The following is a 23374-nucleotide window of genomic DNA, read 5'->3' on the forward strand; positions in this document are numbered from 1 at the left end:
TCAGCCGCGGCCGATCAACCACGACCACGATAGGTCGCGACACCCTGGTCGGGCAACCACACGCCCTCGGGCGGCTTGCCCGTCTGCCAGAACACGTCGATCGGGATGCCCCCGCGCGGATACCAGTAGGCTCCGATCCTCAGCCACTTCGGATCGAGCAACTCGACCAGGCGCTTGGCGATATAGATCGAGCAATCCTCGTGGAAGGCGCCGTGGTTGCGGAAGGAGTGCAGGAAGAGCTTTAGCGCCTTGGATTCCACCAGCCATTCGTTCGGGATGTAATCGATGACGATATGGGCGAAATCCGGCTGCCCGGTCATCGGGCAGAGCGAGGTGAATTCGGGCGCGGTGAAGCGCACGACATAATCTGTGCCGGCATTGCTGGCGGGCACCTTTTCCAGCACCGCCGTTTCGGGCGAGGTCGGCGCTTCGGTCTGTTTTCCCAGCATGGACAGGCTGGAGACGTCTGTATTGGGCATTCAAGCCTCCTTGATGACTTTGACGCGGATGCCGTGGGCCTTTTCGCCCTCCGGCTCGACGTGAATGGCGATGCTGGAGCCCGGATGCACGGCACGAATGGCATCCTCAAGGCGATCGCAGATATCGTGCGCCTGCCTTACAGACATTGCGGCGGGCACGACAAGATGGAAATCGATGAAAGTGACGGCGCCGGCGCGACGCGTCTTCAGATCATGCACCCCGAGCGACCCCGTCGCATGCGTGGCGATGGCAGCCTTGATCGCCTCTTCTTCCTGCGGCTCGACCGCCTGGTCCATCAACCCGCCGATCGAATGCGAGATCACCTTCCAGCCCTGATAGAGGATGTTGATCGCGACCAGGATGGCGAGGATGGGGTCGAAGATCGCATAGCCGGTGGCAATCGCCAAAAGCAGGCCGATCAGCACGCCGACGGAGGTGACGACATCCGACATGATATGCTGGCCATCCGCCGTCAGCGCCGCCGAGCGATACTTGCGCCCTGTGGTGATCAAAAGCCGCGCCCAGACCGCGTTGATCACGCCGGCCGCGAAGTTGATGGCAAGACCCAGCACCGGCGCCTCGAGCATGCGCGGATCGGCCAGATGCCCGACCGCCTCGTTGACGATCAGAAGCGCCGCGACAACGATCAGCACGCCCTCGGTAACGGCCGAGAGATACTCCGCCTTGTGGTGCCCGAAGGGATGGTCATGGTCCGCCGGCTTCTGCGCATAGCGGATGACGAAGAAGGCGATAAAGGCGGCAACGACGTTGACCGTCGATTCCAGTCCGTCCGACAAAAGCGCCACCGACCCCGTGACCCACCATGCCACCATCTTCAGGCCCATGACCCCAAGCGACATCGGAATACCCCAGAATGCCAGCTTCCGAACCGTAAGGTTTCCCTGTTCGCTCATCTCTGTCCCTCTGCCTTCTTAGATGTCCAATACCGGTGCGGATGCGAACGAATTGCAGAAACAACGCCATTCAAACGCAAAACCGCCCGCGCGAAAATCGCGCAGGCGGCTGTTGCGGGGGATATGGGCCAGAAATGGCGATTTGTCAAAGTGGAAGTGGTGTGGGGGTGGGTGGCGAAGCGTCGCGGTTCATTCGCTTGCGACCGAGCAACAGAAAGTGTCAACCTAACACCGACGTGCGTTACCTCACACTCGGCAGGCGCGGATAAGACTAGTTTGACAAATCAGGCGCGACGGCTAGATGAGAGGCCTCCGCATTGAGATCAAGAACGTCGCCAATCAATAAGTAGATATGGATCACGAACCGCTCGGCTTCCGATAGGTCAATTTCCGCATGAGATCCCTTCTGAGCCGCTGAAAATACAGCATCCAGCCTTTCGCCTATATATTTCAGATCGGAGCTCATCACCTTGAATGAGACGCCGGATGACATCTTGCTCTCGCAGAACATTATGAGCCGATTAATGTAGTTTTCTTTGCCGATCTTAATAGTCTTGCCATCAGCTGATTTCACCGGCTGATCAGCAGGCGGGTAAAGCACATCTGCCACGGCCTGCAAAAGCCTACGGCAGCTATGGGCTGCGTTTGCCCAGTCCTCTGGATTATCTGATTCGAGGTTGGCGCGAATCGAGTCCAATCGACGCAACTCGTCCGGAATGAGATGGCCGAGGTAGTCATCGACCCGTTTACGATACCCGTCAAAGATGTCTTCCGCTGCTGAGGATACCCGCAGCTCAAAGTGCTTGGCCAGTACGAAATCATAAACAAATGCGCGCCTCGCAGCCAACAACGACATCTCGTCGCGATAATTCGTTGCAATCTTTGCCTCAGTACTGATATCGCGGAAAGGAGTGGATATGTACTGGTTTGGATTTGCGGAGGAGATATTCACCGGCTGAGGTTGAAAGAAGCTCAACCGCATCTTTAAGGTAGCGGCGTTTTCCTCGATGCTAGCAATTGATCTTATCTCTGCTGTTTCGATTACGTCTCCAGTGCCCTTGCCTTTGTCGTCGGTTTTTTCTTTAGTCTTTACCCGATCCGCCAGCTTGCAAAGACGCCACACTTCAGGTGGAACACCTTTGGGCGTTGAGGGATATCCCGACAGCTCATTCCTGAGAATTAAGAAGTAATCATCGTCGCCGACGAGACGAGCAAGGCGAGCAGCCTTCATAACGCAGCCAGAAAGCGGAAGACGTCCGAGTTCTAGGTCCGCCAAGACTTCACTCGAGAGGTCAAATGCTTCTAATGCTGACGATTTCGGCCTTGGCATTTGCACCTATCTCCCGGATATCTCAATCGAAATGATGTCCAATATCGGTATGGTTGTCGAGGATTATCAATCAGCGAGCGAAGTTATCCCCGTTGCCTACGCGCCAACTTCGCCCTCCACGTGAGAGCCATTTCGGGAGGGCAAGACATCCAGGCTCCACAAGTTGCGGCACGCGCCCGACTTTGGTAGCTCGCCGCCAAAAACTCAGCAGCCGCAACCACTACTCCCCACCCTCACCCGCATCGCCACCAACCACCAACGTCTGCGGCCAGCGCAGCAAAGCCGCCCCGCCTGCGGTGCCCAAGCCTTCATGTCGCGCGGCCGCACTACCCCTGTTGCAAGGCCGAGGCGCAGATCAGCGCCCGCTGCCGGTATGCGGTCATGATCGGCGAGCGCGTGGCGCCGCCGCGCGCCGGATCGTCCTGCCTCTTCGGTGCTCTTTCACAAGCCATTCAAACGCAAAACCGCCCGCGCGAAAATCGCGCAGGCGGCTGTTGCGGGGGATATGGGCCAGAAATTGGGATTTGTCAAAGCGGAAGTGGCGGCAGGAGGTCGACGGGCGGTAGTGGCCGCGCCTCAAACCTCGGAAGAATGGATCACTCGCGTCTTGGACCGCAGGGCACTCAAGGCGATCAAATGGACGACCTCCAGAGGAGCAGTGCAAAGATCGTCGATCACCTTGATCTGGAAGTCCTCCGCAGCGCGTGACAATGCCGTAAACACCACGCAGTTCTGCGTCATCATCCCGCAGATCAGCAGTTCCGTCGTTCCCCTCAAATGATCTGCGAGGTTCGTCTCCTGAAATGCGTCTGCGTATTGCTTCGTCACCACCGGAGCATCGCCAGCCGCAGCCAGAACAGCCGGACGGATCTCAACGCCATCACCGCCGGCGGCAAACAGGCCCGTCGGAGCTGTCGAAACGTGTCGAACGAGAACAACCCCGTCACCCCTTGCGCGTGCTTGCCGGATCGCCTCGACGACCCGCTTTTCTGTTTCTTCGGCCTCCCAGAGCGGCAGCGCGCCACCGGGGAAATAGTCATTCTGAACGTCGATCACGAGAAGGGTGCGGGTCATCAGGAGGCTCCATTTGATGTTTCGCCCACAGTGATGACATCCGATTTCACCGCCGTTGAGTGGCCTGATTGCCTTTTATCGTGTAAATCGGGCCAATGCGCATCGCTATCATCGCTTACGACCATATCAGCCCTTTCATGCTATCCACGCCGCTGGCCGTGTTTGGCGAGGGGCTCCTTGCAGGTGGACATCAGGTTCAGGTGTGCTCTGATCAGTTCCGGCTGAACACGAGCGGCGGCATGATCATCGAGGCCGCCCATCGGCTGGATGCTGTCGATGACGCCGATATCGTCATTTTACCGGGTTGGCGGAGCGTGGACGAGCCCGTATCGCCCGATATCGTTGCCAGGCTGAAGGCGGCCGATGCTCGAGGATCCATCGTCGTGGGCTTGTGCCTGGGGGCCTTCGGCCTTGCCGAGGCGGGATTGCTGGATCGGCGGCGCGCAACGACCCATTGGGCGCATGCGGAGACCTTCGCGGCCCGCTATCCGCGTATAACGGTCGATGCAGCCGCGCTGTTCGTGGACGAAGGCCGTGTCCTGACGTCCGCCGGTGTCGCTTCGGGGCTGGATTGCTGCCTGCATCTGCTTGGCCGGATTGGCGGGATTGGTGAAGCAAACCGGATAGCGCGCCATCTCGTCGTCGCCCCTCAGCGCGCGGGCGGACAACCGCAACTGATCGAGCGGCCAGCGATCGGATCGACTGCCGATCGGCGAGTGACCGAACTTCTCGAAGTCCTGCGCGCCGATCCCATTGCGCCGCCTTCGCTGGATGAACTGGCCAAGCGCTCAAACATGAGCCGCCGAAGCCTGACGCGCCATATCCGGGCACGTACCGGAGGCAGTCTCGGCGAATGGATAAGGCGCGTTCGCGTGGCGCGGGCGAAGGAGCTACTGGTGGCCGGCGTGCGCGGGCTGGACGACGTTGCCGTGCGCAGCGGTTTCCCTGATGCCCATGCACTACGCACGGCATTCCGCACCGAAGTCGGCGTGACGCCGGTGCAATGGCTGGCGCACCAGAGGGTCCCCGGTGCCGCGCTGTCTCTGATGTCGGGAAAATCCTAGCTAGTTTTGCGCCAAAGTCGCCGTCAGAGACCCAGGTCCAACCCAAGCATGCGGCTCATGACTAAGGCGACGACCCCGACACCCAACAGCGCCAGCACGAAGGCTCCCGCGATCTTGCCGCCCGCGAGCAGTACCGAGCCTCTCTCGATCTTGTCCACCTGATCGTAATGCCACTTGATGGCGAAGTACATTCCCGTGCCCAACGCGAGAACCTTGAAAATCACGAAGACTATGGGAAACCAATCCATGACAGATATCCTTGCGTGCGGCACTGCGCGCTTTATGCTCCCGTTTTAGGCAAACGCGTACTGCTTATTGTGCAACGCAGATATGTAATCGCGCACTGAGGTTCGCGCCCGGGATCAATGAGCCGCCGCGGATGAGAGGAAGACCTCCGTCCGACGAGGGCCGACTGCAAGGGCAGGCTCTAATGATCGGCTCAGCCACAAAAAAGAGGACGTCGTCGTCAAAGGGCGTCCTGTTTTATAAAGATTGGGCGACACTGATCAGCGCCTCGAGCCGGAGCCTCAGCAAAAACGAGAAACCCCTAAAGTCTCATAATCGTCGATGGCTGTTTCCGCTCTGCGCCAACAGGAGACATTGCGGGTGTCGCAGAAGTCCCTATTCTGTGGGGTTGCAAAAGTCAGTAAAAGAACTCTCGCGTTAATCGGGAATTTTGCGACACATTCCCTATTCCGCTGGGGATCGACGCGAGTTAAATCTACGGTGTAGGCACCGTCCTGCTGATTCAAACAACAAAGCGCGCCATGTCGGCCAGCACCGTCTGAAGATGGGATCGCGACTTTGCAATTAGAGGCTCTGCGATGAACAATATCGCCGGTCACGGTGTCCGTTTTGGACGAATTGCCGCCACGCTCCCCGTAAGGGACATGAGCAAGTCCCATGATTTTTATACCAAGGTTCTCGGCTTCAAGAAGATTTTCGAGAATGGCAATCCTGTCGGCTTCATGATCCTGAAGCGCGATGAGGGTGAATTGCACCTGACCTTACAGCCGGGCCACAAAGCAGTGGATTTCAACGTTGCCCACCTGATCGTGGACGATGTTGATGCTCTTTTCGCCGTGTGCAAGCAACACGGAATGAGGATCACCAAGGGCCTTCAGGACAAGGACTATGGCTTGCGGGCGTTTGTGTTCGAGGACCCGGATGGAAATCGCATTGATGTTGGTCAGGTGATCTAAAGCGGCTATCCGCACCGGGCGGGCACCGTTTCGCCCGGTTGTCGCGCAACTCCTAACCTTCACGACAGGATTGGCCGCCGCTGAAATCACAAAGGGAATTTCTGTCGCAAAACTCGGTCGCAAAAGTCAGAGTTTCGCGACCGATTTTTGCGACGGCCTACGTCCGCTTCGGGCCGAAAGTGGCCGTAACCGCTACTCCCTACCCTCACCCGGCGCGGTGACCATCCTCGAACGAGGGCGCGCGATGTGCTAATCCTGCTGCGCTGGAAGGCACGAGATCGGAAAGGATGCGTCAATGGATGATGTTCATGGAAAACGCATGCTTCTTGAATTCCTGAGAAAGCACAAGCTGGCGGTGATCGCGACCTGCCATAGCGATGGGAAACCGGAGGCTGCCACGATCGACTTCACGGTGCGCGACAATCTTGAGGTCGTGTTCTGCACTTTCAAGGAGACGCGAAAGTTCGGCAATCTCGCGGAGCGTCCCGGCGTCGCCTTCGTCGTCGGATGGGACGACAACATCACGGTTCAATATGAGGGTGAGGCAACAAGGGTTGCTGCCGCGGATATCGAAGAATACCAGGAGGCTTATCTCGACAGCCTTCCGGCCGCCAGAGAGTTCATCGAGAGAGGGGCCGTGATCTTCAAAGCGACGCCAAGATGGATTCGATACTCCGATTTCAACCAGGAGCCACCCGAGCTGATCGAGATTCAATTCTGAAAAGCCCGTAAACCGTCGGCCGCCCTACTCCCCGCCCTCACCCGCATCACCACCACTAACCACCACCGTCTGCGGCCAGCGCAGCAGCGCCGCCTCGCCCGCCTCGTTCAGCGCATAGACGCCCTTCCCCTGCCGGTCGAACCAGCCATAGACGTTGTCGAGCAGGATGCGTCCCGCCTGCGGCGCCCACGTCTTCATGTCGCGCGGCCGCGCCAGCCCCTGTTGCAACGCCGAGGCGCAGATCAGTGCCTGTTGCCGGTAGGCGGTCATGATCGGCGAGCGCGTGGCGCCGCCGAGCGCAGGGTCGCCCTGCCTCTTCCGGTGCTCTTTGACAAGCCGCGTCCGCCGCTTCGGGTTCGTCCTCGGCATCGGCGATACGGAGCTGACGATGACGCTCACCTCGCCGGTATCGGATATCCCGAGCATGCCGATCCCCATCCTCCGGCAGAGATCGCGATAACGCCTGTCCGCCTCCCGCCCTCGTCCCTTGGCCGAGACCCTCGCCGCGATCCAGACTTCATCGGCCATCGCCGCCCGGTCGACCGCCTGCAGGATGAGCTCGAGATTGAACGACATCTTCAATTCGCAAACGACCACGACCGGCGGCTCGCTTTCGCTCAAGCCCACGACATCGCAGGTCGCCACCTCCCCCTTCACGACATACCCCGCCGCCTCCAGAAAGGCCTTCACCGGCAGATAGAGCGAAGTCTCCATCACAACGCTTACGGATTGAGATCGGCGATCTCGCCGAACTGCGCCAAGAGCCGTGGAGACAGCATGTCGCCGGTCTCCTCGTCGACGGTGATCGCATAGGCCGCGACGCCCGCGAAGCGCTCCGACATGGCGGATGCGATCTTCTCCGCGCTGATCGGGTTCGACGCCTGCCGCATCTCGCCCGGCACCAGCTTGCCGCGATTGCTGCGGTAGGGGATCACGATAAACTTTTCACCAGTGGACACGCGCAGGATTCCCGATTGATCGTTCCTGAAACGTTCTGATTTGAGGGCGGATGTCAATGGTATGGGTGGATGAAAGCATGGGTCGAGGCTGCGTTACCCCCCTCTGTCCTGCCGGGCATCTCCCCCACAAGGAGGTAGATCGACTCGCGGCGAGGTTTACGCCAACCACCGAAATTTGGAGTGAGCGGGCGCACCTAGCCAATCTCCCCACCTGTGGGGGGCGCGAAGCGCGGGCAGAGACGCGTGGCTCTGCCCCGGTAGCCCGGCAGGGCAGAGGGGGGCATCACACCCACAGCCCTGGCAAACCGAGCCGCGCCCCTTCCCAGCAGACCCCAAAGACCGGAAATTGAAGCGATCGACATTATGGCATTGATCGGCAAACGGCTCTAAATTGAGTGAAAGAATGATTGCGTCGGACCGGCCCGCGTCCCGGATACGCCTGCAACGCGACCAGGGAGAAACAGCCGTGACCCACAGCCTCGACCGTCCCGCCTGGAACGCGCTTCAAACGGTGCATGCCGATCTCGCCGAAGGCGGCCCGCTCGCGATGCGTTATCCCACCTCGATCGTCCCCTTCGCCGCCCCGCGCGACGGCACGCCGGAGAGCTTGAGGGCGCTGGCCACACTTTCCGCGCCCGGCGAGATCATGGCGCTCGTCGAGGCCGGCCCGATCATCGTGCCTGATGGCCACGACGTACTCATCGAAAGCACGCTCGTCCAGATGATCGGCGACCGTCCCTACGAGCGCATCGACGAGATGAGTATCGAGCCGCTGACACCCGACGATGCCGAAGAGATGCTGGCACTGGCGACGCTGACCAAACCCGGCCCCTTCACGCTCGGCGCCCAGCGCCTCGGCACCTTCTGGGGCGTCAAGATCGACGGCCGCCTGGCGGCCATGGCCGGCCAGCGCATGCGCCATCCCGGCCTTTCCGAATTGAGCGGCCTCTGCACCCACCCCGATTTCCAGAAACGCGGCCTCGGCACCCTCCTCTTCCGCTTCGTCGCCGGCGAGATCACGGCGCGCGATGAGCAAGTGTTTCTGCACGCCTATGCGAGCAACACGTCGGCGATTGCGCTCTACGAGCAGCTAGGTTTCAAGCTGCGCAGCCGGATGAATGTGAAGATCGTGCAGCGGCGGGGGTGAGGAGCGCGGGACCGGTCACGCCCCTCCCATGGACCGTTATCCGTCGCGATCCGCCGAGAAGGCAACGTCACGCTGCGCCTCGATCGCCGCAAGCCGTTCCGCGAGCGCCGTGGAGATCGAGCGGTAGGCGATGCTTCCGAGCGCCAAACGGAGCGCCGGCCGCTCCATGTCGGCAGCGGCGATCATCGCAGCCACGGTGCGTGCGGCATCGCCTTTGATGTCGAAGCTGCCGCTTGCGACGGCACGGCGGACATCGCCCGCCGGTGTCGCCTCATAGACATCCATCGGCTTGCCGTGCACCAGACCTGCTCCAAAGTTCGTCACGGTCGGCCCCGGTTCCGCGATGATGAAGTCGATGCCGAAGGGAGCGACCTCCTTGGCGACCGCCTCGACGAAGCCTTCGATGCCCCACTTCGTCGCATGATAGAGGCTGAAGTTGGGGTAGGTAATCTGCCCGCCCTCCGACGAGACCTGCATGATCCGTCCCCCGCCCTGCTGGCGCAGATGTGGCAAGACCGCGCGGATGAGCTGTATCGAGCCCGTCAGGTTGGTGGCGATCTGCTGGTCGATCTGCGCATCGCCGAGTTCCTCGGCCGCGCCAAAGAGACCATATCCGGCATTGCTGACGACGACATCGATGCGCCCCATGCGCTGGAATGCATCCGCAACAGCGGAGCGGATGCCGGCTGTATCGAGGATGTCGAGCGTCAGCACGACAAGCCGCTCGCCATACTGCGCCTGCAGCGCGTCCAATTGATCGGCGCGCCGCACGGTCGCCACGACGCTGTCACCACGTGACAGCAACTGCTCGGTCATTTCGCGACCGAGGCCGGACGATGTGCCGGTAATGAACCAGGTCTTGCTCATGGCTATCTCCTTTTTTCAAGCAGACCCCATATCGTCCTTTTCCTTTGGTGATATAAGTCACCCAATCCCGCATGAGATCGTGTGACATTTTCACCAATGACCAGACCGACACTGAGTGAACTCGAAGCCTTCCGCGCCGTCGCCAGTCACCGCAGCTTCCGCAAGGCGGCCGATGCGCTGGGCGTGTCGCGCTCGTCGCTGAGCCACACGCTGATCAACCTCGAGAAAAACATGGGTGTTCGGCTTCTCAACCGGACAACGCGCAGCGTCGCCACCACCGATGCTGGCCGGCGGCTGCTGGAAAGGCTGGATCCGGTTCTGCGCGATCTCGAAGAGGCGATCGACGGCATCGCCGACGAACGCGGCGAGCCGGCCGGTATCCTGCGGATCAACACCAACAGGGGCGCCGGCCAATGGCTTTTGGGCAACGTGGTGCCGACATTCCTCGCGCGCTATCCCGCTGTCGAACTCGACCTCGTTTCGGAGGGGCGCCTTGTCGATATTGTCGAGCAGGGTTTTGATGCCGGTGTGCGCCTGGCCGAATCCGTGCCACAGGACATGATCGCGGTGCCCTTCGGCGGCAGCATTCGCTTCATCGCCGTCGCCTCCCCCGGCTATGTACGGGCACATGGGCAACCATCGGTGCCAGACGACCTAACGAAGCACATATGCATCCGCCAGCGTCTGCCGGGTGGCAGGCGCTATCGCTGGGAATTCAGCCGCAACGGCGAGGATCTGTCGATCGATGTTCCCGGCCATCTCACGCTTGATGACAACGCCCTCATGGTCAAGAGCGCAGCTCGCGGTCTCGGCATAGCCTATGTGCCTGACCTCTTTGCCCATGAGGAACTGGAGCGCGGCGCGCTGGTGACGCTACTCGAAGACTGGTGCCCGGCCATACCGGGCAACGTGCTTTATTACCCCGGCTATCGCCACGTTCCATCCCCGCTGCGCGCCTTCATCGATGTGCTGAAAGAGGTGGAGCGGCAGCGCAGCCGAGCATGATTCTGCCATCGGGCGACGGGTTGATATCTGTTTTCAACCCGCCCGCCATGTCGGAAAACCTCGAGAGCTTGAGCCCTCAAGCCGCCCGCGTCGCGCGCTTGCGCGACAGATGCGCCACCACGTTCTCGATCATCCGCATGCCGGCGTCGCCGCCGAGCGTCATGATCGATTCCGGATGGAACTGCACGGCCGCGATCGGTTCCTTGGCGTGCTCAATGCCCATGATCGTGCCATCCTCGCTCTCCGCCGTGATGATGAAATCGCGCGGCAGGGTCGAGGGGTCGGCGAAGATCGAGTGGTAGCGGCCGACGGTGACCTCCTTGCCGAGGCCGGAGAACACCAGGCCCGGCTCCAGCACGCGGATGCGCGACGGCTTGCCGTGCATGGGCAGCGCCAGATGACGGAGCTCGCCGCCATAGGCCTCGGCGATCGCCTGCAGGCCGAGGCAGACGCCGAAGATCGGCAGATTGCGGGCGCGCGCCTTCTTGATCGTCGCCTTGCAGTCGAAATCCTTCGGGTTGCCGGGACCGGGCGAGAGCACGACGAGATCGGGATCGAGCCGGTCGAAGATCTCTTCCGGCACCGGCGAGCGTACGGTTGAGACCTCGGCGCCCGTCTGGCGGAAGTAATTGGCCAGCGTATGCACGAAGCTGTCTTCGTGGTCGACGAGCAGGATCTTGACGCCCTTGCCCACAGCGGCGACGTCGCGGCTGGCCTTGGCCGTATTGCCGGCCTTGGCATCGCGGATGGCGGAGAGCATGGCGGACGCCTTCAGTTCGGTTTCGGCTTCTTCTTCCTCGGGGATGGAATCGTTGAGCAAGGTCGCCCCTGCCCGGACTTCGGCGATCCCGTCCTTGATGCGCACGGTGCGCAGCGTCAGCCCCGTGTTCATGTCGCCATTGAACCCGACCATGCCGATCGCGCCGCCATACCAGGCGCGCGGGCTCTTCTCATGGCTCTCGATGAAGCGCATGGCCCACAGCTTCGGCGCGCCGGTGACGGTGACCGCCCAGGCGTGAGACAGGAAGCCGTCGAAAGCGTCCATGTCATCGCGCAGACGTCCCTCGATATGGTCGACCGTGTGAATGAGACGCGAATACATCTCGATCTGCCGACGGCCGATGACCTTGACCGAACCCGGCTCGCAGACGCGTGATTTGTCGTTGCGATCGACGTCCGAGCACATGGTGAGCTCGGACTCATCCTTCTTGGAGTTCAAGAGCTTCAGGATCTGCTCCGAGTCGGCGATCGGATCGTCACCACGCTTGATCGTGCCTGAGATCGGGCAGGTCTCGATGCGACGACCGGAGACGCGCACGAACATCTCCGGCGATGCGCCGACCAGATATTCCTGGTTGCCGAGATTGATGAAGAAGGAATAGGGCGACGGATTGATCGCCTTCAGACGCTTGGAAATGTCGGACGGCTTGCTGTCGCAGCGCTCCATGAACTTCTGCCCGGGCACGACCTCGAACAGATCGCCCTTGCGGAAGCTCTCTTTCGCCTTCACCACCAGCTCGGAATATTCGCCGGGGCGGTGATCGCTCTTCGGCGGGATCGTGTCGGTGCGCTGGAACGGCTCGGCCGGGATGTCGCCGGCCTTCCCCTCGGTGGTCAGCCCGCCCTTTTCGAAATCGTAGCGGTCGATCCAGGCCTTGGCCGAATAATTGTCGACGACGAGGATTTCATCAGGGAGATAAAGCACCATGTCGCGCTGGTCGGAAGGCCGTGTCAGCTTCAAGTTGATGGCGTCGAACTGGAAGGCGAGATCGTAGCCGAAGGCGCCATAGAGCCCGAGGCTGGCATCGGCCTGCGAATAAAAGAGATCGGTAACGGCGCGCAGCACGGTGAAAACCGTCGGGATCTTCGAGCGCTCTTCTTCCGTGAACGCCCGATCCGGCGCCTTGACGGTCAGATCCAGCCGCCGCTTGGTCGAGGCGCCGAGTTCCAGCTCTAAGATCGTCTTCAGCCGCTCGGTGACGAAGCCGAGGATGACCTCGCCGCGCTCGTTATAGGCGTCGATCCAGACCTTGCGGCCGTTGCAGGAGATGCCGAGCGGCGGATCGACCACGGCCGTATCCCAGCGCGTATAGCGGCCCGGATATTCGTAGTTCGACGAAAACACTGCCCCGCGGCGCTCGTCGAGCTTGTCGATATAGGAGGAGACCGCGTCGGCATAAGGGATCGCCCGGCGCTGCCGCGTGACCGTGATGCCACCCTTGGTCTCGTAAATCTCCGCTCCGTCATCCCTGATGATCGTTACCATTGCTTCACTCCGTTATCGGCCCGGATGACAGGCGGCCTTAAAAACAAAAAAAGCCGCCTGGTGTTTTCCGGGCGGCTCATCGTCGTCTTTGGACACGATTGGTCGAGGCCGCCTTAGCGAGCCCACCACCAGATTGCGATGTTCAAGGACATGTTCATGGGCGGAATTGTTAGCGTGAGATGAGAGCCAGCGCAAGAGGTGAATGCGGCCACGAAAAAGGGCGGCTCTGGGGCCGCCCTTTTGATTGGTTTAGAAGCGCTGGGTCAGCGAAACCTTGAAGTAGCGGCCCGGCTCTGAATAGTAGTCGCGGTTGGCAACCGTCACACCCGACTGGGTCGCATTGCTCAGTGCGTCGAAATACTTCTTGTCAAACAGGTTGTAGACGCCTGCATTGATCTGCATGCCGTTCAGCTTCTCCGGCGTCCACCATGCCGTCAGGTCCACAATTCCGTAGCCCGGCGCCTTGAAGGTCGCAGCCGACTTGTCGGAAACGCCTGCAACACCTGTCCACAGGGCATCCACACCCCAGGTCTCCTGCTCGTAGCCAACGCCCAGAACCGCCTTCATAGGTGCAACGGAGTTGAGATACCTGTTCGTGATCAGGTTGATACCGCGTGTATAGGCAAGCCCGGCACGCAGATTGATACCGCTTTCGAACTGCTTGTGAACGTTGAATTCGACACCCGAAATCTGGGCGCGCGCGACGTTCTGATACCCGCTGACATTGTTGTTGTAGAGAGCCGGATCGTATCCCGCAGCGATCGTTTCTGGGTCAGTGAACGCGCGCGTATCGATGAAGTTGCGATAGCGGTTGTAGAAGCCGCTGACCGATCCGCCGAAATCGTCGTCTCCGAAACGCGCCCCAAGCTCGAAGCCATTGCTGGTTTCAGGCTGAAGGTCGGGATTGCCGATCGACAGATACGTGCCGACGCCACCATAGGTCATGTAAAGCTCGTTGGCCGTAGGCGAACGGAAGCCCATGGCCCACTGTCCGAACAGCGTCACACCCGGTGCCACCTCGTATTCGGCGAGAAGCTTTGGCGAGATCGCGCTGTCACTGGATCCCCTTGGAAGCGAAGGCGACAACGGGCCGTTGGAGTAGGCGGCAGAATCCTGCGGGCTATGATCGTACCAGTCGAAACGCAGGCCAGGCGTCAGCGAGAAGCCCGTATCTCCGAAGCTCATCCGGTCCTGCGCATAGATGCCGAACTTCTTGCTGTCGACGTCAGGCATGTCCGACTGGTTGGTATGCAGAAAGGCGCAAGTGGCCGGCTGTGGCGTCAGCGTGTAGCACGCGTCCATGCCGGAGGAATACTGATCAGCCTTCGAGATGAAAATGTTCGTTCCAACGGTGAAGACGTGATCGACAACACCCGTCTTGAAACCGCTGTCGATATAGCCGTTGAAGCCGACGCCTGTTTCGGTCATTTCGTTGCGGCGGATGAACGGACCAGCCAACGCACCGAACCGCTGTGAGTCCTGGGTAATCGCGCGCACCTGCTTCTGCCAGTAAAGCGATGCTTGCGCGGCGTCGATCAGGCCGTCGGTGCTTGGAGCCTCGTATTCATAGTCGAGTGAGAAGCGGGTCCGCTCGTTCTCTTCGCCAGAGGTATGCTTGCCGCTTGGGCGATAGTTGCCTGTGGCCGTCCTGTCTCGCAGCAGGTCGGTGTCCTTGTCGTAGTGGAACCGCTCCGCGGTGAACCCGAACGAATGTCCGGAATCGGTGTCCTGGCGCAGCTTGAACAAGAGGTTGTTCTGACCGTAGTCAGCCGGGTTTGCCTCGGTGCGCGTCGTACCGTAGCCGCCGACCGTCCCCTGGTTTCGGTCCTCATGGCCCTTCTTGTAGCTGCCGAGGAACATGATCGAGGTGTTCTCGATACGCTTTGCAACAGCCGCGCCGCCGTACCAGCTCTTGTCGGATGTATCGAAGCCGGTGCCGACTTTGCCGCCCCAATCCTTGCCTTCGCCAATCAGATCGCCAGGTTCAAGTGTACGCAGCAGAAGCGCGCCGCCAAGCGCGCCATCACCGATACGGCTGCTATCCGCACCCTTCACGACATTGACGCTTGTCAGAGAGAAGAAGTCGAAGCTATCGGTACCGCCGCTCGTGCCGCGCGCACCATCCCTCAGATAGCTGAGTGGGATACCGTCGACCAGCGTTGCTACTCGATTGCCTTCAAGTCCTCGAATGTTGACAGAGCTCGTCGTCCGATTGAAATTCACGGCCGGGTCGACCGTACGGCCAAGGTTCTCGATGCTCTGGATTTGGTTGCGCTCGATCTGCGCCTCGTTCGTCTCGGTCGCGAGCGGCGTGTTTTCGGCATCGCCAGCGTTCACAACCCGCTTGCCCTTAACAACAATCTTCTGCAGCGCCGTGCCGTTTTCGTCGGTCTCAGCATTTGCAGCCGGCGTCGTCGTCTGCGCGCTCTGCGCCAGCGCCTGCGAGACCGGACCAGCGCAGACAAACGCCGCGCTCACCAAAAGCGCCGAGCGCCAATGTCGGATAACCATAATCAACCCCTCAATGAAAAAAGTACCGGGCTGGCTGGTCGTCACGCATTCGCGCTTGGAGGGGCTGGCTAGGTGTTGAGGCGAATAATTCCGCCTTCTTCTTGCCGCATAAAAAACATGAGTATAGTTGTCAATATATGTAGCCGAGATATCATGATCTAAATGGTCATGTTTTAACGATGCCGATCAACGTTGCGAAATTGCAACGAAATCCGCCCTCATACGTTGTTATTCCGCTGGGAATAAAACGATGGATGGATGCGTGAAGAAGACAGGCCAGATCGCGACAGCACTTCTCTGCCTCATCATGTTGACCGGCGCCGGCCTGCCCGAGACCGGCCCCAAACCGGAAGTAAAACCCGGCGACAAACAAGTCGAACAGCAGGCCGACGACCCCACGAATATCGATGTCGCGCCTAAGCCGCAGCCCAAACCGGGCTCCAAACCAGACGTGACGGAACCCGACGCTGCCAGCCCCGATGTTCCAAAGCCGGACACAAAACCCGGTGAGAAGACCACCGAAGGCGACCAACCCACCCCCTCCTCCGACCCGTCAGCCAAGGACGCAGCCGCGCCCAAGCGCGAGGTGCAAGGCCCCAACCTCCCCGACAAGAGCCCTCCCGATAAGCAGACGCTTGAGGCCCAGCATCTGACGATCGAGCCGGAAAGCGATGCCGACCACTCCGAATGCGTCAAGGAGCTGCAAGCGCTCGGCGTCGTCTTCACCGATCTCGGCCGTATCGACGATGGCAATGGCTGCGGTATCGATAAGCCGATCAAGGTCACCGAAGCCCTGCCCGGCATCAAGCTGAAGCCGGATGGCGTCTTCCGCTGCCCGGTGGCGCTCGCGCTCGCCCGCTGGATGAAGGGGACGGTCATCCCGGCCGCGGCCATTGCGGCCGCCGATCAGGGCCGCATCACCACCATCAACCAGGCCTCCTCCTATATCTGCCGCCTGCGCAACAGCGCAGAGACCGGCAAGATCTCCGAACACGCGCGCGGTAATGCGGTCGATATCGCAAGCTTCAGCTTCGAGAAGGGAGAGGATATCGCGGTCAAGCCGAGGCGCGAGGATTCAACCCTGATCGGCGCTTTCCAGCGCACCGTCAGCGCCGCCGGCTGCCTCTATTTCACGACGGTGCTCGACCCCGAAAGCGACGCCGCCCACGAGACCCACTTCCATCTCGACGTCCTGCAGAGAAAGGGCGGATATCGCTATTGCCATTGAAAATGGCGAGCGGCGTCAGTGTCTTGCCGGCATCAGGTGAATCGGAAACCGAGCATCTTCAATTGATGCGAGAGATCAAAACAGCCCCTCGATCGCGCCTTCTTCGTTGAGATGGATGCGCTCGGCGGCGGGTGATTTCGGCAGGCCGGGCATGGTCATGATTTCGCCGGTGATGACGACGACGAAGCCGGCGCCGGCCGATAGTCGCACCTCGCGCACCGAAACCACATGCCCCTCCGGCGCGCCGCGCAGGTTGGGATCGGTCGAGAAGGAATATTGCGTCTTGGCGATGCAGACGGGCAGATCGCCATAGCCCTGCTCTTCCCAGACCTGCAGCTGGTCGCGCACCGTCTTCGGCACGCTGACTTCGCCGGCATGATAAATCTGGGCGGCGACTTCCTCGATCTTTTCGATGAGCGGCATGGCATCGGGATAGATTGGCGCGAACTTGGCAGCGCCGGATTCGGCCATCTCGACCACCTTCCAGGCCAGCTCCTCGATCCCGGCCGAGCCTTCCGCCCAGTGTCGGCAGACGATGGCTTCCGCGCCGAGATGCGCGACATAGGCCTTCACCGCCTGCACCTCGGCATCCGTGTCGGAAACGAAGTGGTTGATGGCGACCACGACGGGCACGCCGAACTTGCGGACATTGGCCACGTGACGGCCGAGGTTGGAGCAGCCGCGCGTCACAGCGCCGACATCCTCGCGCCCGAGATCGCCCTTCCCGACGCCGCCATTCATCTTCAGCGCCCGCACGGTCGCCACGATCACCGCCGCATCCGGCTTCAGCCCGGCCTTGCGGCACTTGATGTCGAAGAATTTCTCAGCGCCGAGATCCGCCCCAAAGCCCGCCTCGGTCACGACGTAGTCGGCAAGCTTCAGCGCCGTCTTGGTGGCGATGACGGAGTTGCAGCCGTGGGCGATATTGGCGAACGGGCCGCCATGCACCAGCGCCGGATTGTTTTCCAGCGTCTGCACCAGGTTCGGCTGCATCGCATCCTTGAGAAGCACGGCCATGGCACCATCGGCCTTCAGATCGCGCGCGAATACCGGCGTCTTGTCGAAGCGATAGCCAATGATGATGTTGCCGAGACGTTCTTCGAGATCCGTAAGATCCGACGCCAGGCAAAGGATCGCCATCACTTCAGAGGCGACCGTGATGTCGAAGCCGCTCTCGCGCGGAAACCCGTTGGACACCCCGCCGAGCGACGCGACGATCTCGCGCAGCGCCCGGTCGTTCATGTCCATCACGCGCCGCCAGGTAACGCGGCGCACGTCGATATCGAGCGCGTTGCCCCAGTAGATGTGATTGTCGATCATCGCCGACAAAAGATTGTGCGCCGCCGTGATCGCGTGGAAATCGCCGGTAAAGTGGAGGTTGATATCCTCCATCGGCACGACCTGCGCATAGCCGCCGCCGGCCGCCCCGCCCTTCACCCCAAAACAGGGTCCGAGCGACGGTTCGCGCACACAGATGACGGCCTTCTTGCCGATCCGGTTCAGCCCGTCGCCGAGCCCCACCGTCGTGGTCGTCTTGCCCTCGCCCGCCGGCGTCGGGTTGATGGCGGTGACAAGAATGAGCTTGCCATCGGGCTTGCCCGCCTGCGCGGCCGTGAATTCGGCGCTGATCTTTGCCTTGTCATGGCCATAGGGCGAGAGCTGAGCCGCCGGGATTCCGAGCCTGTCGCCGATCTCGTAGATCGGCTTTTTCACCGCGGCGCGCGCGATCTCGATGTCGGTTTTATACTCAGCCATGCCGCCCTCAGATCTATTTCGTCTCGTAGAGGTCACGTTTATGCCAATGGCATGGTGAAATATACCGAAAGTTTGAAGGCGTCGGCGGTTGCGCACAGCAGCCCACAGCCTCTATCACCAACGCATTGATTCAGCATTTACGGGGGTAAACCATGAAATCACTCGAGCTCATCGTCGAGCGCATCATTCTGTCCAGCCGGTGGATCCTGGTCGCCTTCTATCTCGGCCTGGCGCTGTCGCTGGCCGTCTACGCGATCTCCTTCGCCTACAAGTTCTCTAAGGTGGCGATCAACGTCTTCACCTATGACGAAGGTGAGATGATCTTGGCCATGCTCGGCCTCATCGACGCGGCGCTGGTCGCCAGCCTGATCGTCATGGTGATGATCTCCGGCTACGAGAATTTCGTCAGCCGCTTCGACGACAACGAAACCGATGTCTCCTTCATCGGCAAGCTCGATTCCGGCAGCCTGAAGATCAAGGTCGCCTCGTCGATCGTCGCCATCTCGTCGATCCACCTGCTGCAGGTCTTCCTGAATTCCAACCAGTTCACCGACAGCAAGATCATGTGGCTGACCGCCATGCATCTGGCCTTCGTGGTCTCCGCCGTCATGCTCGGTTTCCTCGAGCAGCTGATGAAAAAGGCCAAGGACACCTCGAAGATCTAGAGCCAAGCGATTCGCGGGCGGCCCGGCCGCCTGCGACATATCGCGCAAGGCAAATCGTTTCATTTCCATTTGCCTTTGCGCGTATTTCGTGCGCCAGAATACGAAAAACTCCACCTAGTTGATTTAAGAAAAACTAAAAACAACCGCAGGCGGATATTTCGTGATTAAATTATAACACCTTAATTTAATCACGGTGCACCGCACAAATTCTGACTAGCAAATATATCAGATAGTAGATCTTATTAGTCGAGTTGTGCGCACGAATGGACTAGTTGATGTCTTACGTAACTACCTCGGAAAGACAGTCGTTACTCACGGCTGAAATCACAGGCGTGAAGACGCGGCCGGCATTCGTCCAAATTCTGGTTCGAACGGCCGAAGCTTTCGGCTTCAAATATGCCACGCTGATGGATGCACCGACAGCCGAGAGTTTTCTCCTCAAGTCCCTCCTGATCGAAACAAACCTGCCCGATAGCTATGTCAGCCGTTTCGATCGCGCGCGCTTCATGCAGCTGCCGTTGTTTTCCTCCGGCATGTCCAGTTCCGTCCTCCCGCGTTACTGGAACCTTCGTGATCAGTCCGACATTTTCCCGCCCGAACTGCAGGATCTCAAGAACGAATTCGGCATGCAGGTTGGCGTTGCTTTTCCTGTCTGTTCTGTCGATGGCAATCGCCTGCTTTTCTGGTTCTCCGGAACCCGCGCGCCGCTTGGCCAGACCGAGGTCAACGAACTGACCATGATCCTGCTGCATGCGCTCGACGCCTTCAATCTGGTAAAATCGGCCAAGAGCAGCGAGCATCCGCCCCTGTCGGCCCGCGAGCGCGAAGTCGTGCGTTGGACATCGCAGGGCAAGACCTCGATCGAGATCGGCCAGATCCTGTCGCTATCGGACCACACCGTCAACGCCTACATGACCAGCGCGATCAGGAAGCTCGATTGCGTCAACCGCACCCAGCTGGTCGCCAAGGCGATCCGCTACAAGCTGATCACCTGACGCCAAGCCTTATGTAGCGCCGCCAGAGCAGCGCCACCGGCCTCGCCCTTAGCGGCCGAGCACCGCGCGCATCTCAACCAGGTTGGAGCGCACTCTCAGAATATAAAAGCCCATGGTCGCCAGATGGCTCGGCATGATCCAGCCGTCCTCACGTCCGTTGGAAATGATCGCAGGCTGGATGCGCAAGGCCGCCTGGAACTGGGCGTTCGTCGCGCCATAGAGCGCGCCAAGATTGCGCTCGGCGATCACCCGCGAAAAGTCCGATTGGGCAGCCGCCAGAATGGCGTAGTAGCCGTAGAGCTGGCCATAGGCGAACCAGAAGCGATCGTCTGCGCGCGTATCGAACCAGCCGCTCGCATGGTTGGCCGAGCGCTCCGCCAGCATGTCGGCGGTGCCGCCGAGATCGTTGGCGATACGGTCGATGAACTGGATGAGGTTGTCGGCGCGCGTATCGAAGACCGCGTTACAATTGGAGAGATCCGTATTGAACTTGCGCAGGCTGTCGATCGCCGAGCGATAATAGCTTGGCGTCGGCGTCTTCGGGCCAAACGGATTGAGCCCGAAATACCAGCTGTACTCGTCGAACTGCAGGTTACCGCGCGCGCTCTGCAGGTCGTTGTTGATGCCGGAGGTGCCGCGTACACGGCCGAGCGTATCGACGAGTTCAGCCGAGGTACGGCGCAGGGCCTGGTTCACGCCGCGCTGGAACGAGGCCTTGTTGTCAAGAAACGGGGTGTGATCCCAGTCGATCCCGAAGAAACCGAGCCGATAGAGCAGCATGGAGGAAATCCATGCGTTCTGGTTGACGTTGAAATCCGTGAGATCGGCCGTGACGTCGACGATCGCCGAGCGCTGGCAGGTCTTGGCCGCAGGCGTGGTCGCACCCTCGGCGGGCGGAACTTCCTGGCCAACCTGAACCTTGCGCTCCGCAAGCTTGTACTGATCGACGAAGGACGGGTTGAAGCCGGTCCACATCTGCGTCTGAACGAAGAAATAGCCGTACATCAAGACGAGCAGCGCTAGCACGCCGATAACGGGAAGCCTGACCAGCCAGCTGCGACGACCATACCATCCGCGCGCGGCCATGAACGGCCAGAAGGCCCACGCCACGAAAAGCCGCGCCCAACGAGCAATCGCCCGGCCGATCGATCTGAAAAAACCGGAGATTCCGTCAAGCATCGCCCATTCCCCTCTGCATCCAAAAGCGCGTGTTTCACCCGCTCTCAAATATGCATCCGCATCCGAAACGGCAACATCGTGCTGATATTATTGTTTCTTCGGCCCTGTTTAGAGGCGACAGGCCTAAAGGCGCGGCATCCGGAAGCGCAGCCGCGAGGAGATCTTCATCGTGTCGATCAAAGGCGCACCCGGAACATCCTCGTTCTGATGCGCATAGGCAGGAAATTTCTTGCCGAACTGCGCGTCGGCGGTACGCTTGCGATGCTCGATCTCCTGCGGCAGCAGCATGTCACGCTCGAAGAGAACGATGGCATCGGCAATGCTGGGAAACAGGTCCGACGAAATCTGCACCTTGGAGCCCGGAATATCGGTATCCACCTGCGCCTGATAGATCAGCAAGCGCTCTTCCGTATCGATCATCAGCTTGCGCATCAGCGTGTTGCACTGGCCGATCTCGGTGTTCAGCCCATCGACCAGAAGCTGGAAGATCCCGATGAAGCGCTCGCGCCGCTGGCTTTCGTCGCGCAATTCATGCTCGCGGGTGGAAACCTCATCGGCCTGCGCCTTCAGCGCCTTGCGCTCCTCTTCCATCCGATCCCACTCGGCCTTGCTGCCGTAGACGCCGATGCGCCCCTGCGTCGTCAGCGCCTTGGCATTGAGCTCCTTGATGCGGATGCGGGCGATGTCGATCTCGTCCACCAGTCGGCGCCGGCGCTCGACGATATCGACGAGCCGGCGCTCGGCCTCCTTGTGGGCGGTGAGGACGACGGCGCGATGGTGCGTGATCAGTCCCGCAACGCTGTCGGACTTGACCATCAGATCGCGGAGCCGCTCGACCACGGGTGCTGCCCGGACCCGGCTGCTGTGGCGCCGCCACATGCGTTGGCGCGAGAAATGCCCGATGAACCGCTCGGTCGCCGTCAGCCCGCGGAAACTGTCGAGATCCGACGACACCCTGACCGTCATCGCATCCAGCGTCGCCACCAGCTCGGCAAGCAGCTCCGCGAGGTTCCTGGCATCAGTGGCAAAGCCCTGGAAACGCTCGTTTTCGACCAAAAAGCGCTCGTCGTCGATCTCGGCAGGATGGCGCGCGAACTCGCCGACGAAATCGGCGCAGGTCTTGACCTTCACCGGCAGTTCGTCGGCAATCGCACTGGCTGCATCAAATGTGGTGTCAAACGAGACAGGCTTGCGCACCTGATATCCCCGGGGAATCGAATGCCGTCAAATTAGAGCCGTTCATTCTCAAATGGAAGCAGCGCCTTGACTCTTAAGGCGCAAAGAGCGCTCACACCGCCTCGGCGACCCACTCGCCGTTCATGGCATCGTCCCAGTGGCGACGGCAGAGCGACACGTATTTCTCGTTGCCGCCGACCTCGATCTGCGCCCCTTCCCGCGCCACCGCGCCATTGCCGTCGAGGCGCACGACCATCGTCGCCTTGCGGCCGCAATGGCAGATGGTGCGCACTTCGCGCATCTCGTCCGAGATCGCCATCAGCTCCTGCGAGGCGGGAAACAGCTTGCCCTGGAAATCCGTGCGCAGCCCGTAGACCATGACGGGGATATTGAGCCGATCGACGACGCGCGCCAGCTGCCAGATATGCTCGCGCGTCATGAAATGCGCCTCGTCGACGAAGACGCAGGCGATCGGTTCGCCCGCAGCCCCCTGCTCGGCGATCAGCGCCAGGAGGTCGGCATCCTGCTCGAAGGCGACCGCGTTGGCCTGCAGCCCGATCCGCGAGCCGATGATGCCCCTGCCCGCCCGCTCGTCGAACGCCGCGATCAGCAGAAGAACGCGCATGCCGCGCTCCTCGTAATTATACGCGGCCTGCAGCAGCATCGTCGATTTGCCGGCATTCATCGTCGAGTAGTTGAAGTAGAGCTTCGCCATTGCATTCTCCGTCTCTCCGCTTCTTGAAAGCTGGATACGATCAAGAAAACCCCCGGCTATCGTTAATCACAGAAAATTGCCTGAAAACCCCTTCAAAACTGACAAAATTCAAGCGATCCAT

Annotated in this window: 23 protein-coding genes; 8 read left to right on the plus strand and 15 right to left on the minus strand. The window is 60.5% G+C overall.

All coding sequences use genetic code 11. The annotated features are described in order from the left end of the window. Positions 1-14 precede the first annotated feature (14 nt). From queF to ACODTZ_RS16145, 5 genes are all read right to left on the minus strand, one after another. Positions 15-479, minus strand: coding sequence for a preQ(1) synthase (gene queF, locus ACODTZ_RS16125; protein ID WP_047506178.1), 465 nt, complete (start codon positions 477-479; stop codon positions 15-17). Next, positions 480-1394 carry a CDF family cation efflux transporter EmfA gene (gene emfA / locus ACODTZ_RS16130; protein ID WP_047506180.1) on the minus strand — a complete coding sequence of 305 codons (915 nt, stop codon included), beginning with the start codon at positions 1392-1394 and terminating at the stop codon, positions 480-482. It abuts the gene before it with no gap. A gap of 271 nt (positions 1395-1665) precedes the next feature. Beyond that, on the minus strand, positions 1666-2724 hold the full coding sequence (locus tag ACODTZ_RS16135) for an AbiTii domain-containing protein (protein ID WP_052213913.1): 1059 nt from the start codon (positions 2722-2724) through the stop codon (positions 1666-1668). Between the two features lie 326 nt (positions 2725-3050). Then, complete coding sequence (locus ACODTZ_RS16140; RefSeq protein WP_081992954.1) at positions 3051-3176, minus strand: DUF2161 family putative PD-(D/E)XK-type phosphodiesterase; 126 nt, start codon at positions 3174-3176, stop codon at positions 3051-3053. Positions 3177-3300: 124 nt separating this feature from the next. After that, positions 3301-3798 (minus strand): isochorismatase family protein, encoded by a 498-nt coding sequence (locus ACODTZ_RS16145; protein WP_489026770.1) that lies wholly within the window; start codon positions 3796-3798, stop codon positions 3301-3303. A gap of 95 nt (positions 3799-3893) precedes the next feature. Here ACODTZ_RS16145 and ACODTZ_RS16150 point away from each other — a divergent pair, with 95 nt between their 5' ends. Continuing rightward, on the plus strand, positions 3894-4862 hold the full coding sequence (locus tag ACODTZ_RS16150) for a GlxA family transcriptional regulator (protein ID WP_489026771.1): 969 nt from the start codon (positions 3894-3896) through the stop codon (positions 4860-4862). Positions 4863-4885: 23 nt separating this feature from the next. Here the strand turns inward: ACODTZ_RS16150 and ACODTZ_RS16155 are convergent, their stop codons facing one another. After that, positions 4886-5110, minus strand: a complete 225-nt coding sequence (locus ACODTZ_RS16155) for a hypothetical protein (RefSeq protein WP_413391960.1) — start codon at positions 5108-5110, stop codon at positions 4886-4888. Positions 5111-5686: 576 nt separating this feature from the next. Here ACODTZ_RS16155 and ACODTZ_RS16160 point away from each other — a divergent pair. Together ACODTZ_RS16160 and ACODTZ_RS16165 are read left to right on the plus strand one after the other, a co-directional pair. After that, the gene (locus ACODTZ_RS16160; protein ID WP_489026772.1) at positions 5687-6064 is read left to right on the plus strand and encodes a VOC family protein; all 378 of its coding nucleotides are present in this window, start codon (positions 5687-5689) and stop codon (positions 6062-6064) included. A 319-nt stretch (positions 6065-6383) separates the two neighbouring features. Then, positions 6384-6785, plus strand: a complete 402-nt coding sequence (locus ACODTZ_RS16165) for a pyridoxamine 5'-phosphate oxidase family protein (RefSeq protein WP_489026773.1) — start codon at positions 6384-6386, stop codon at positions 6783-6785. 24 nt (positions 6786-6809) lie between these two features. Here the strand turns inward: ACODTZ_RS16165 and ACODTZ_RS16170 are convergent, their stop codons facing one another. Then, entirely contained in the window at positions 6810-7499 is a 690-nt protein-coding gene (locus ACODTZ_RS16170; RefSeq protein ID WP_489026774.1) for a DUF2161 domain-containing phosphodiesterase, read from the minus strand. An 8-nt stretch (positions 7500-7507) separates the two neighbouring features. Next, positions 7508-7744: a hypothetical protein gene (locus ACODTZ_RS16175; protein WP_018897325.1), complete on the minus strand. Its 237-nt coding sequence runs from the start codon at positions 7742-7744 to the stop codon at positions 7508-7510. Positions 7745-8210: 466 nt separating this feature from the next. Here ACODTZ_RS16175 and ACODTZ_RS16180 point away from each other — a divergent pair, with 466 nt between their 5' ends. Next, positions 8211-8891, plus strand: a complete 681-nt coding sequence (locus tag ACODTZ_RS16180) for a GNAT family N-acetyltransferase (RefSeq protein ID WP_489026775.1) — start codon at positions 8211-8213, stop codon at positions 8889-8891. 36 nt (positions 8892-8927) lie between these two features. On the opposite strand, the gene ACODTZ_RS16185 is transcribed toward ACODTZ_RS16180, so the two are convergent. Beyond that, positions 8928-9758, minus strand: a complete 831-nt coding sequence (locus ACODTZ_RS16185; RefSeq protein ID WP_112980185.1) for an SDR family oxidoreductase — start codon at positions 9756-9758, stop codon at positions 8928-8930. A 96-nt stretch (positions 9759-9854) separates the two neighbouring features. Between ACODTZ_RS16185 and ACODTZ_RS16190 the strand changes: the two genes are divergently transcribed. Then, positions 9855-10763, plus strand: coding sequence for a LysR family transcriptional regulator (locus ACODTZ_RS16190; RefSeq protein ID WP_489026776.1), 909 nt, complete (start codon positions 9855-9857; stop codon positions 10761-10763). A 76-nt stretch (positions 10764-10839) separates the two neighbouring features. Here the strand turns inward: ACODTZ_RS16190 and ACODTZ_RS16195 are convergent, their stop codons facing one another. Together ACODTZ_RS16195 and ACODTZ_RS16200 are read right to left on the minus strand one after the other, a co-directional pair. After that, positions 10840-13029, minus strand: coding sequence for an anthranilate synthase (locus ACODTZ_RS16195; protein ID WP_489026777.1), 2190 nt, complete (start codon positions 13027-13029; stop codon positions 10840-10842). A 249-nt stretch (positions 13030-13278) separates the two neighbouring features. After that, positions 13279-15540 carry a TonB-dependent hemoglobin/transferrin/lactoferrin family receptor gene (locus ACODTZ_RS16200; protein WP_489026778.1) on the minus strand — a complete coding sequence of 754 codons (2262 nt, stop codon included), beginning with the start codon at positions 15538-15540 and terminating at the stop codon, positions 13279-13281. 250 nt (positions 15541-15790) lie between these two features. On the opposite strand from ACODTZ_RS16200, the gene ACODTZ_RS16205 reads away from it, so the two are divergent. After that, a complete protein-coding gene (locus ACODTZ_RS16205; protein WP_489026779.1) occupies positions 15791-16768 on the plus strand; it encodes an extensin-like domain-containing protein in 978 nt (325 codons plus the stop codon). 75 nt (positions 16769-16843) lie between these two features. On the opposite strand, the gene ACODTZ_RS16210 is transcribed toward ACODTZ_RS16205, so the two are convergent. Then, a complete protein-coding gene (locus ACODTZ_RS16210) occupies positions 16844-18523 on the minus strand; it encodes a formate--tetrahydrofolate ligase (protein ID WP_489026780.1) in 1680 nt (559 codons plus the stop codon). A gap of 152 nt (positions 18524-18675) precedes the next feature. Here ACODTZ_RS16210 and ACODTZ_RS16215 point away from each other — a divergent pair, with 152 nt between their 5' ends. Then, entirely contained in the window at positions 18676-19188 is a 513-nt protein-coding gene (locus ACODTZ_RS16215) for a TIGR00645 family protein (RefSeq protein ID WP_111562912.1), read from the plus strand. A gap of 275 nt (positions 19189-19463) precedes the next feature. Then, on the plus strand, positions 19464-20183 hold the full coding sequence (locus tag ACODTZ_RS16220) for a helix-turn-helix transcriptional regulator (RefSeq protein ID WP_112980190.1): 720 nt from the start codon (positions 19464-19466) through the stop codon (positions 20181-20183). Between the two features lie 48 nt (positions 20184-20231). Here the strand turns inward: ACODTZ_RS16220 and ACODTZ_RS16225 are convergent, their stop codons facing one another. The 3 genes from ACODTZ_RS16225 to ACODTZ_RS16235 form a co-directional block, all read right to left on the minus strand. Then, entirely contained in the window at positions 20232-21362 is a 1131-nt protein-coding gene (locus ACODTZ_RS16225) for a DUF2333 family protein (RefSeq protein WP_489026781.1), read from the minus strand. A gap of 123 nt (positions 21363-21485) precedes the next feature. Continuing rightward, positions 21486-22559 (minus strand): hypothetical protein, encoded by a 1074-nt coding sequence (locus ACODTZ_RS16230; RefSeq protein WP_489026782.1) that lies wholly within the window; start codon positions 22557-22559, stop codon positions 21486-21488. Between the two features lie 91 nt (positions 22560-22650). After that, positions 22651-23253 (minus strand): thymidine kinase, encoded by a 603-nt coding sequence (locus ACODTZ_RS16235; protein WP_047506212.1) that lies wholly within the window; start codon positions 23251-23253, stop codon positions 22651-22653. Positions 23254-23374 lie beyond the last annotated feature (121 nt).

Source organism: Rhizobium sp. FG113 (genome assembly GCF_057809895.1).

What these genes read in the sequence shown, in the direction of transcription:
- ACODTZ_RS16170 (WP_489026774.1), bottom strand. Translation starts at nt 7,499, where the DNA reads ATGGAGACTTCGCTCTATCTGCCGGTGAAGGCCTTTCTGGAGGCGGCG.
- ACODTZ_RS16140 (WP_081992954.1), bottom strand. Translation starts at nt 3,176, where the DNA reads ATGGCTTGTGAAAGAGCACCGAAGAGGCAGGACGATCCGGCGCGCGGC.
- emfA (WP_047506180.1), bottom strand. Translation starts at nt 1,394, where the DNA reads ATGAGCGAACAGGGAAACCTTACGGTTCGGAAGCTGGCATTCTGGGGT.
- ACODTZ_RS16155 (WP_413391960.1), bottom strand. Translation starts at nt 5,110, where the DNA reads ATGGATTGGTTTCCCATAGTCTTCGTGATTTTCAAGGTTCTCGCGTTG.
- ACODTZ_RS16145 (WP_489026770.1), bottom strand. Translation starts at nt 3,798, where the DNA reads ATGACCCGCACCCTTCTCGTGATCGACGTTCAGAATGACTATTTCCCC.
- ACODTZ_RS16235 (WP_047506212.1), bottom strand. Translation starts at nt 23,253, where the DNA reads ATGGCGAAGCTCTACTTCAACTACTCGACGATGAATGCCGGCAAATCG.
- ACODTZ_RS16160 (WP_489026772.1), top strand. Translation starts at nt 5,687, where the DNA reads ATGAACAATATCGCCGGTCACGGTGTCCGTTTTGGACGAATTGCCGCC.
- ACODTZ_RS16200 (WP_489026778.1), bottom strand. Translation starts at nt 15,540, where the DNA reads ATGGTTATCCGACATTGGCGCTCGGCGCTTTTGGTGAGCGCGGCGTTT.
- ACODTZ_RS16215 (WP_111562912.1), top strand. Translation starts at nt 18,676, where the DNA reads ATGAAATCACTCGAGCTCATCGTCGAGCGCATCATTCTGTCCAGCCGG.
- ACODTZ_RS16205 (WP_489026779.1), top strand. Translation starts at nt 15,791, where the DNA reads ATGGATGGATGCGTGAAGAAGACAGGCCAGATCGCGACAGCACTTCTC.
- ACODTZ_RS16165 (WP_489026773.1), top strand. Translation starts at nt 6,384, where the DNA reads ATGCTTCTTGAATTCCTGAGAAAGCACAAGCTGGCGGTGATCGCGACC.
- ACODTZ_RS16220 (WP_112980190.1), top strand. Translation starts at nt 19,464, where the DNA reads ATGTCTTACGTAACTACCTCGGAAAGACAGTCGTTACTCACGGCTGAA.
- queF (WP_047506178.1), bottom strand. Translation starts at nt 479, where the DNA reads ATGCCCAATACAGACGTCTCCAGCCTGTCCATGCTGGGAAAACAGACC.
- ACODTZ_RS16185 (WP_112980185.1), bottom strand. Translation starts at nt 9,758, where the DNA reads ATGAGCAAGACCTGGTTCATTACCGGCACATCGTCCGGCCTCGGTCGC.
- ACODTZ_RS16225 (WP_489026781.1), bottom strand. Translation starts at nt 21,362, where the DNA reads ATGCTTGACGGAATCTCCGGTTTTTTCAGATCGATCGGCCGGGCGATT.
- ACODTZ_RS16190 (WP_489026776.1), top strand. Translation starts at nt 9,855, where the DNA reads ATGACCAGACCGACACTGAGTGAACTCGAAGCCTTCCGCGCCGTCGCC.
- ACODTZ_RS16150 (WP_489026771.1), top strand. Translation starts at nt 3,894, where the DNA reads ATGCGCATCGCTATCATCGCTTACGACCATATCAGCCCTTTCATGCTA.
- ACODTZ_RS16195 (WP_489026777.1), bottom strand. Translation starts at nt 13,029, where the DNA reads ATGGTAACGATCATCAGGGATGACGGAGCGGAGATTTACGAGACCAAG.
- ACODTZ_RS16210 (WP_489026780.1), bottom strand. Translation starts at nt 18,523, where the DNA reads ATGGCTGAGTATAAAACCGACATCGAGATCGCGCGCGCCGCGGTGAAA.
- ACODTZ_RS16135 (WP_052213913.1), bottom strand. Translation starts at nt 2,724, where the DNA reads ATGCCAAGGCCGAAATCGTCAGCATTAGAAGCATTTGACCTCTCGAGT.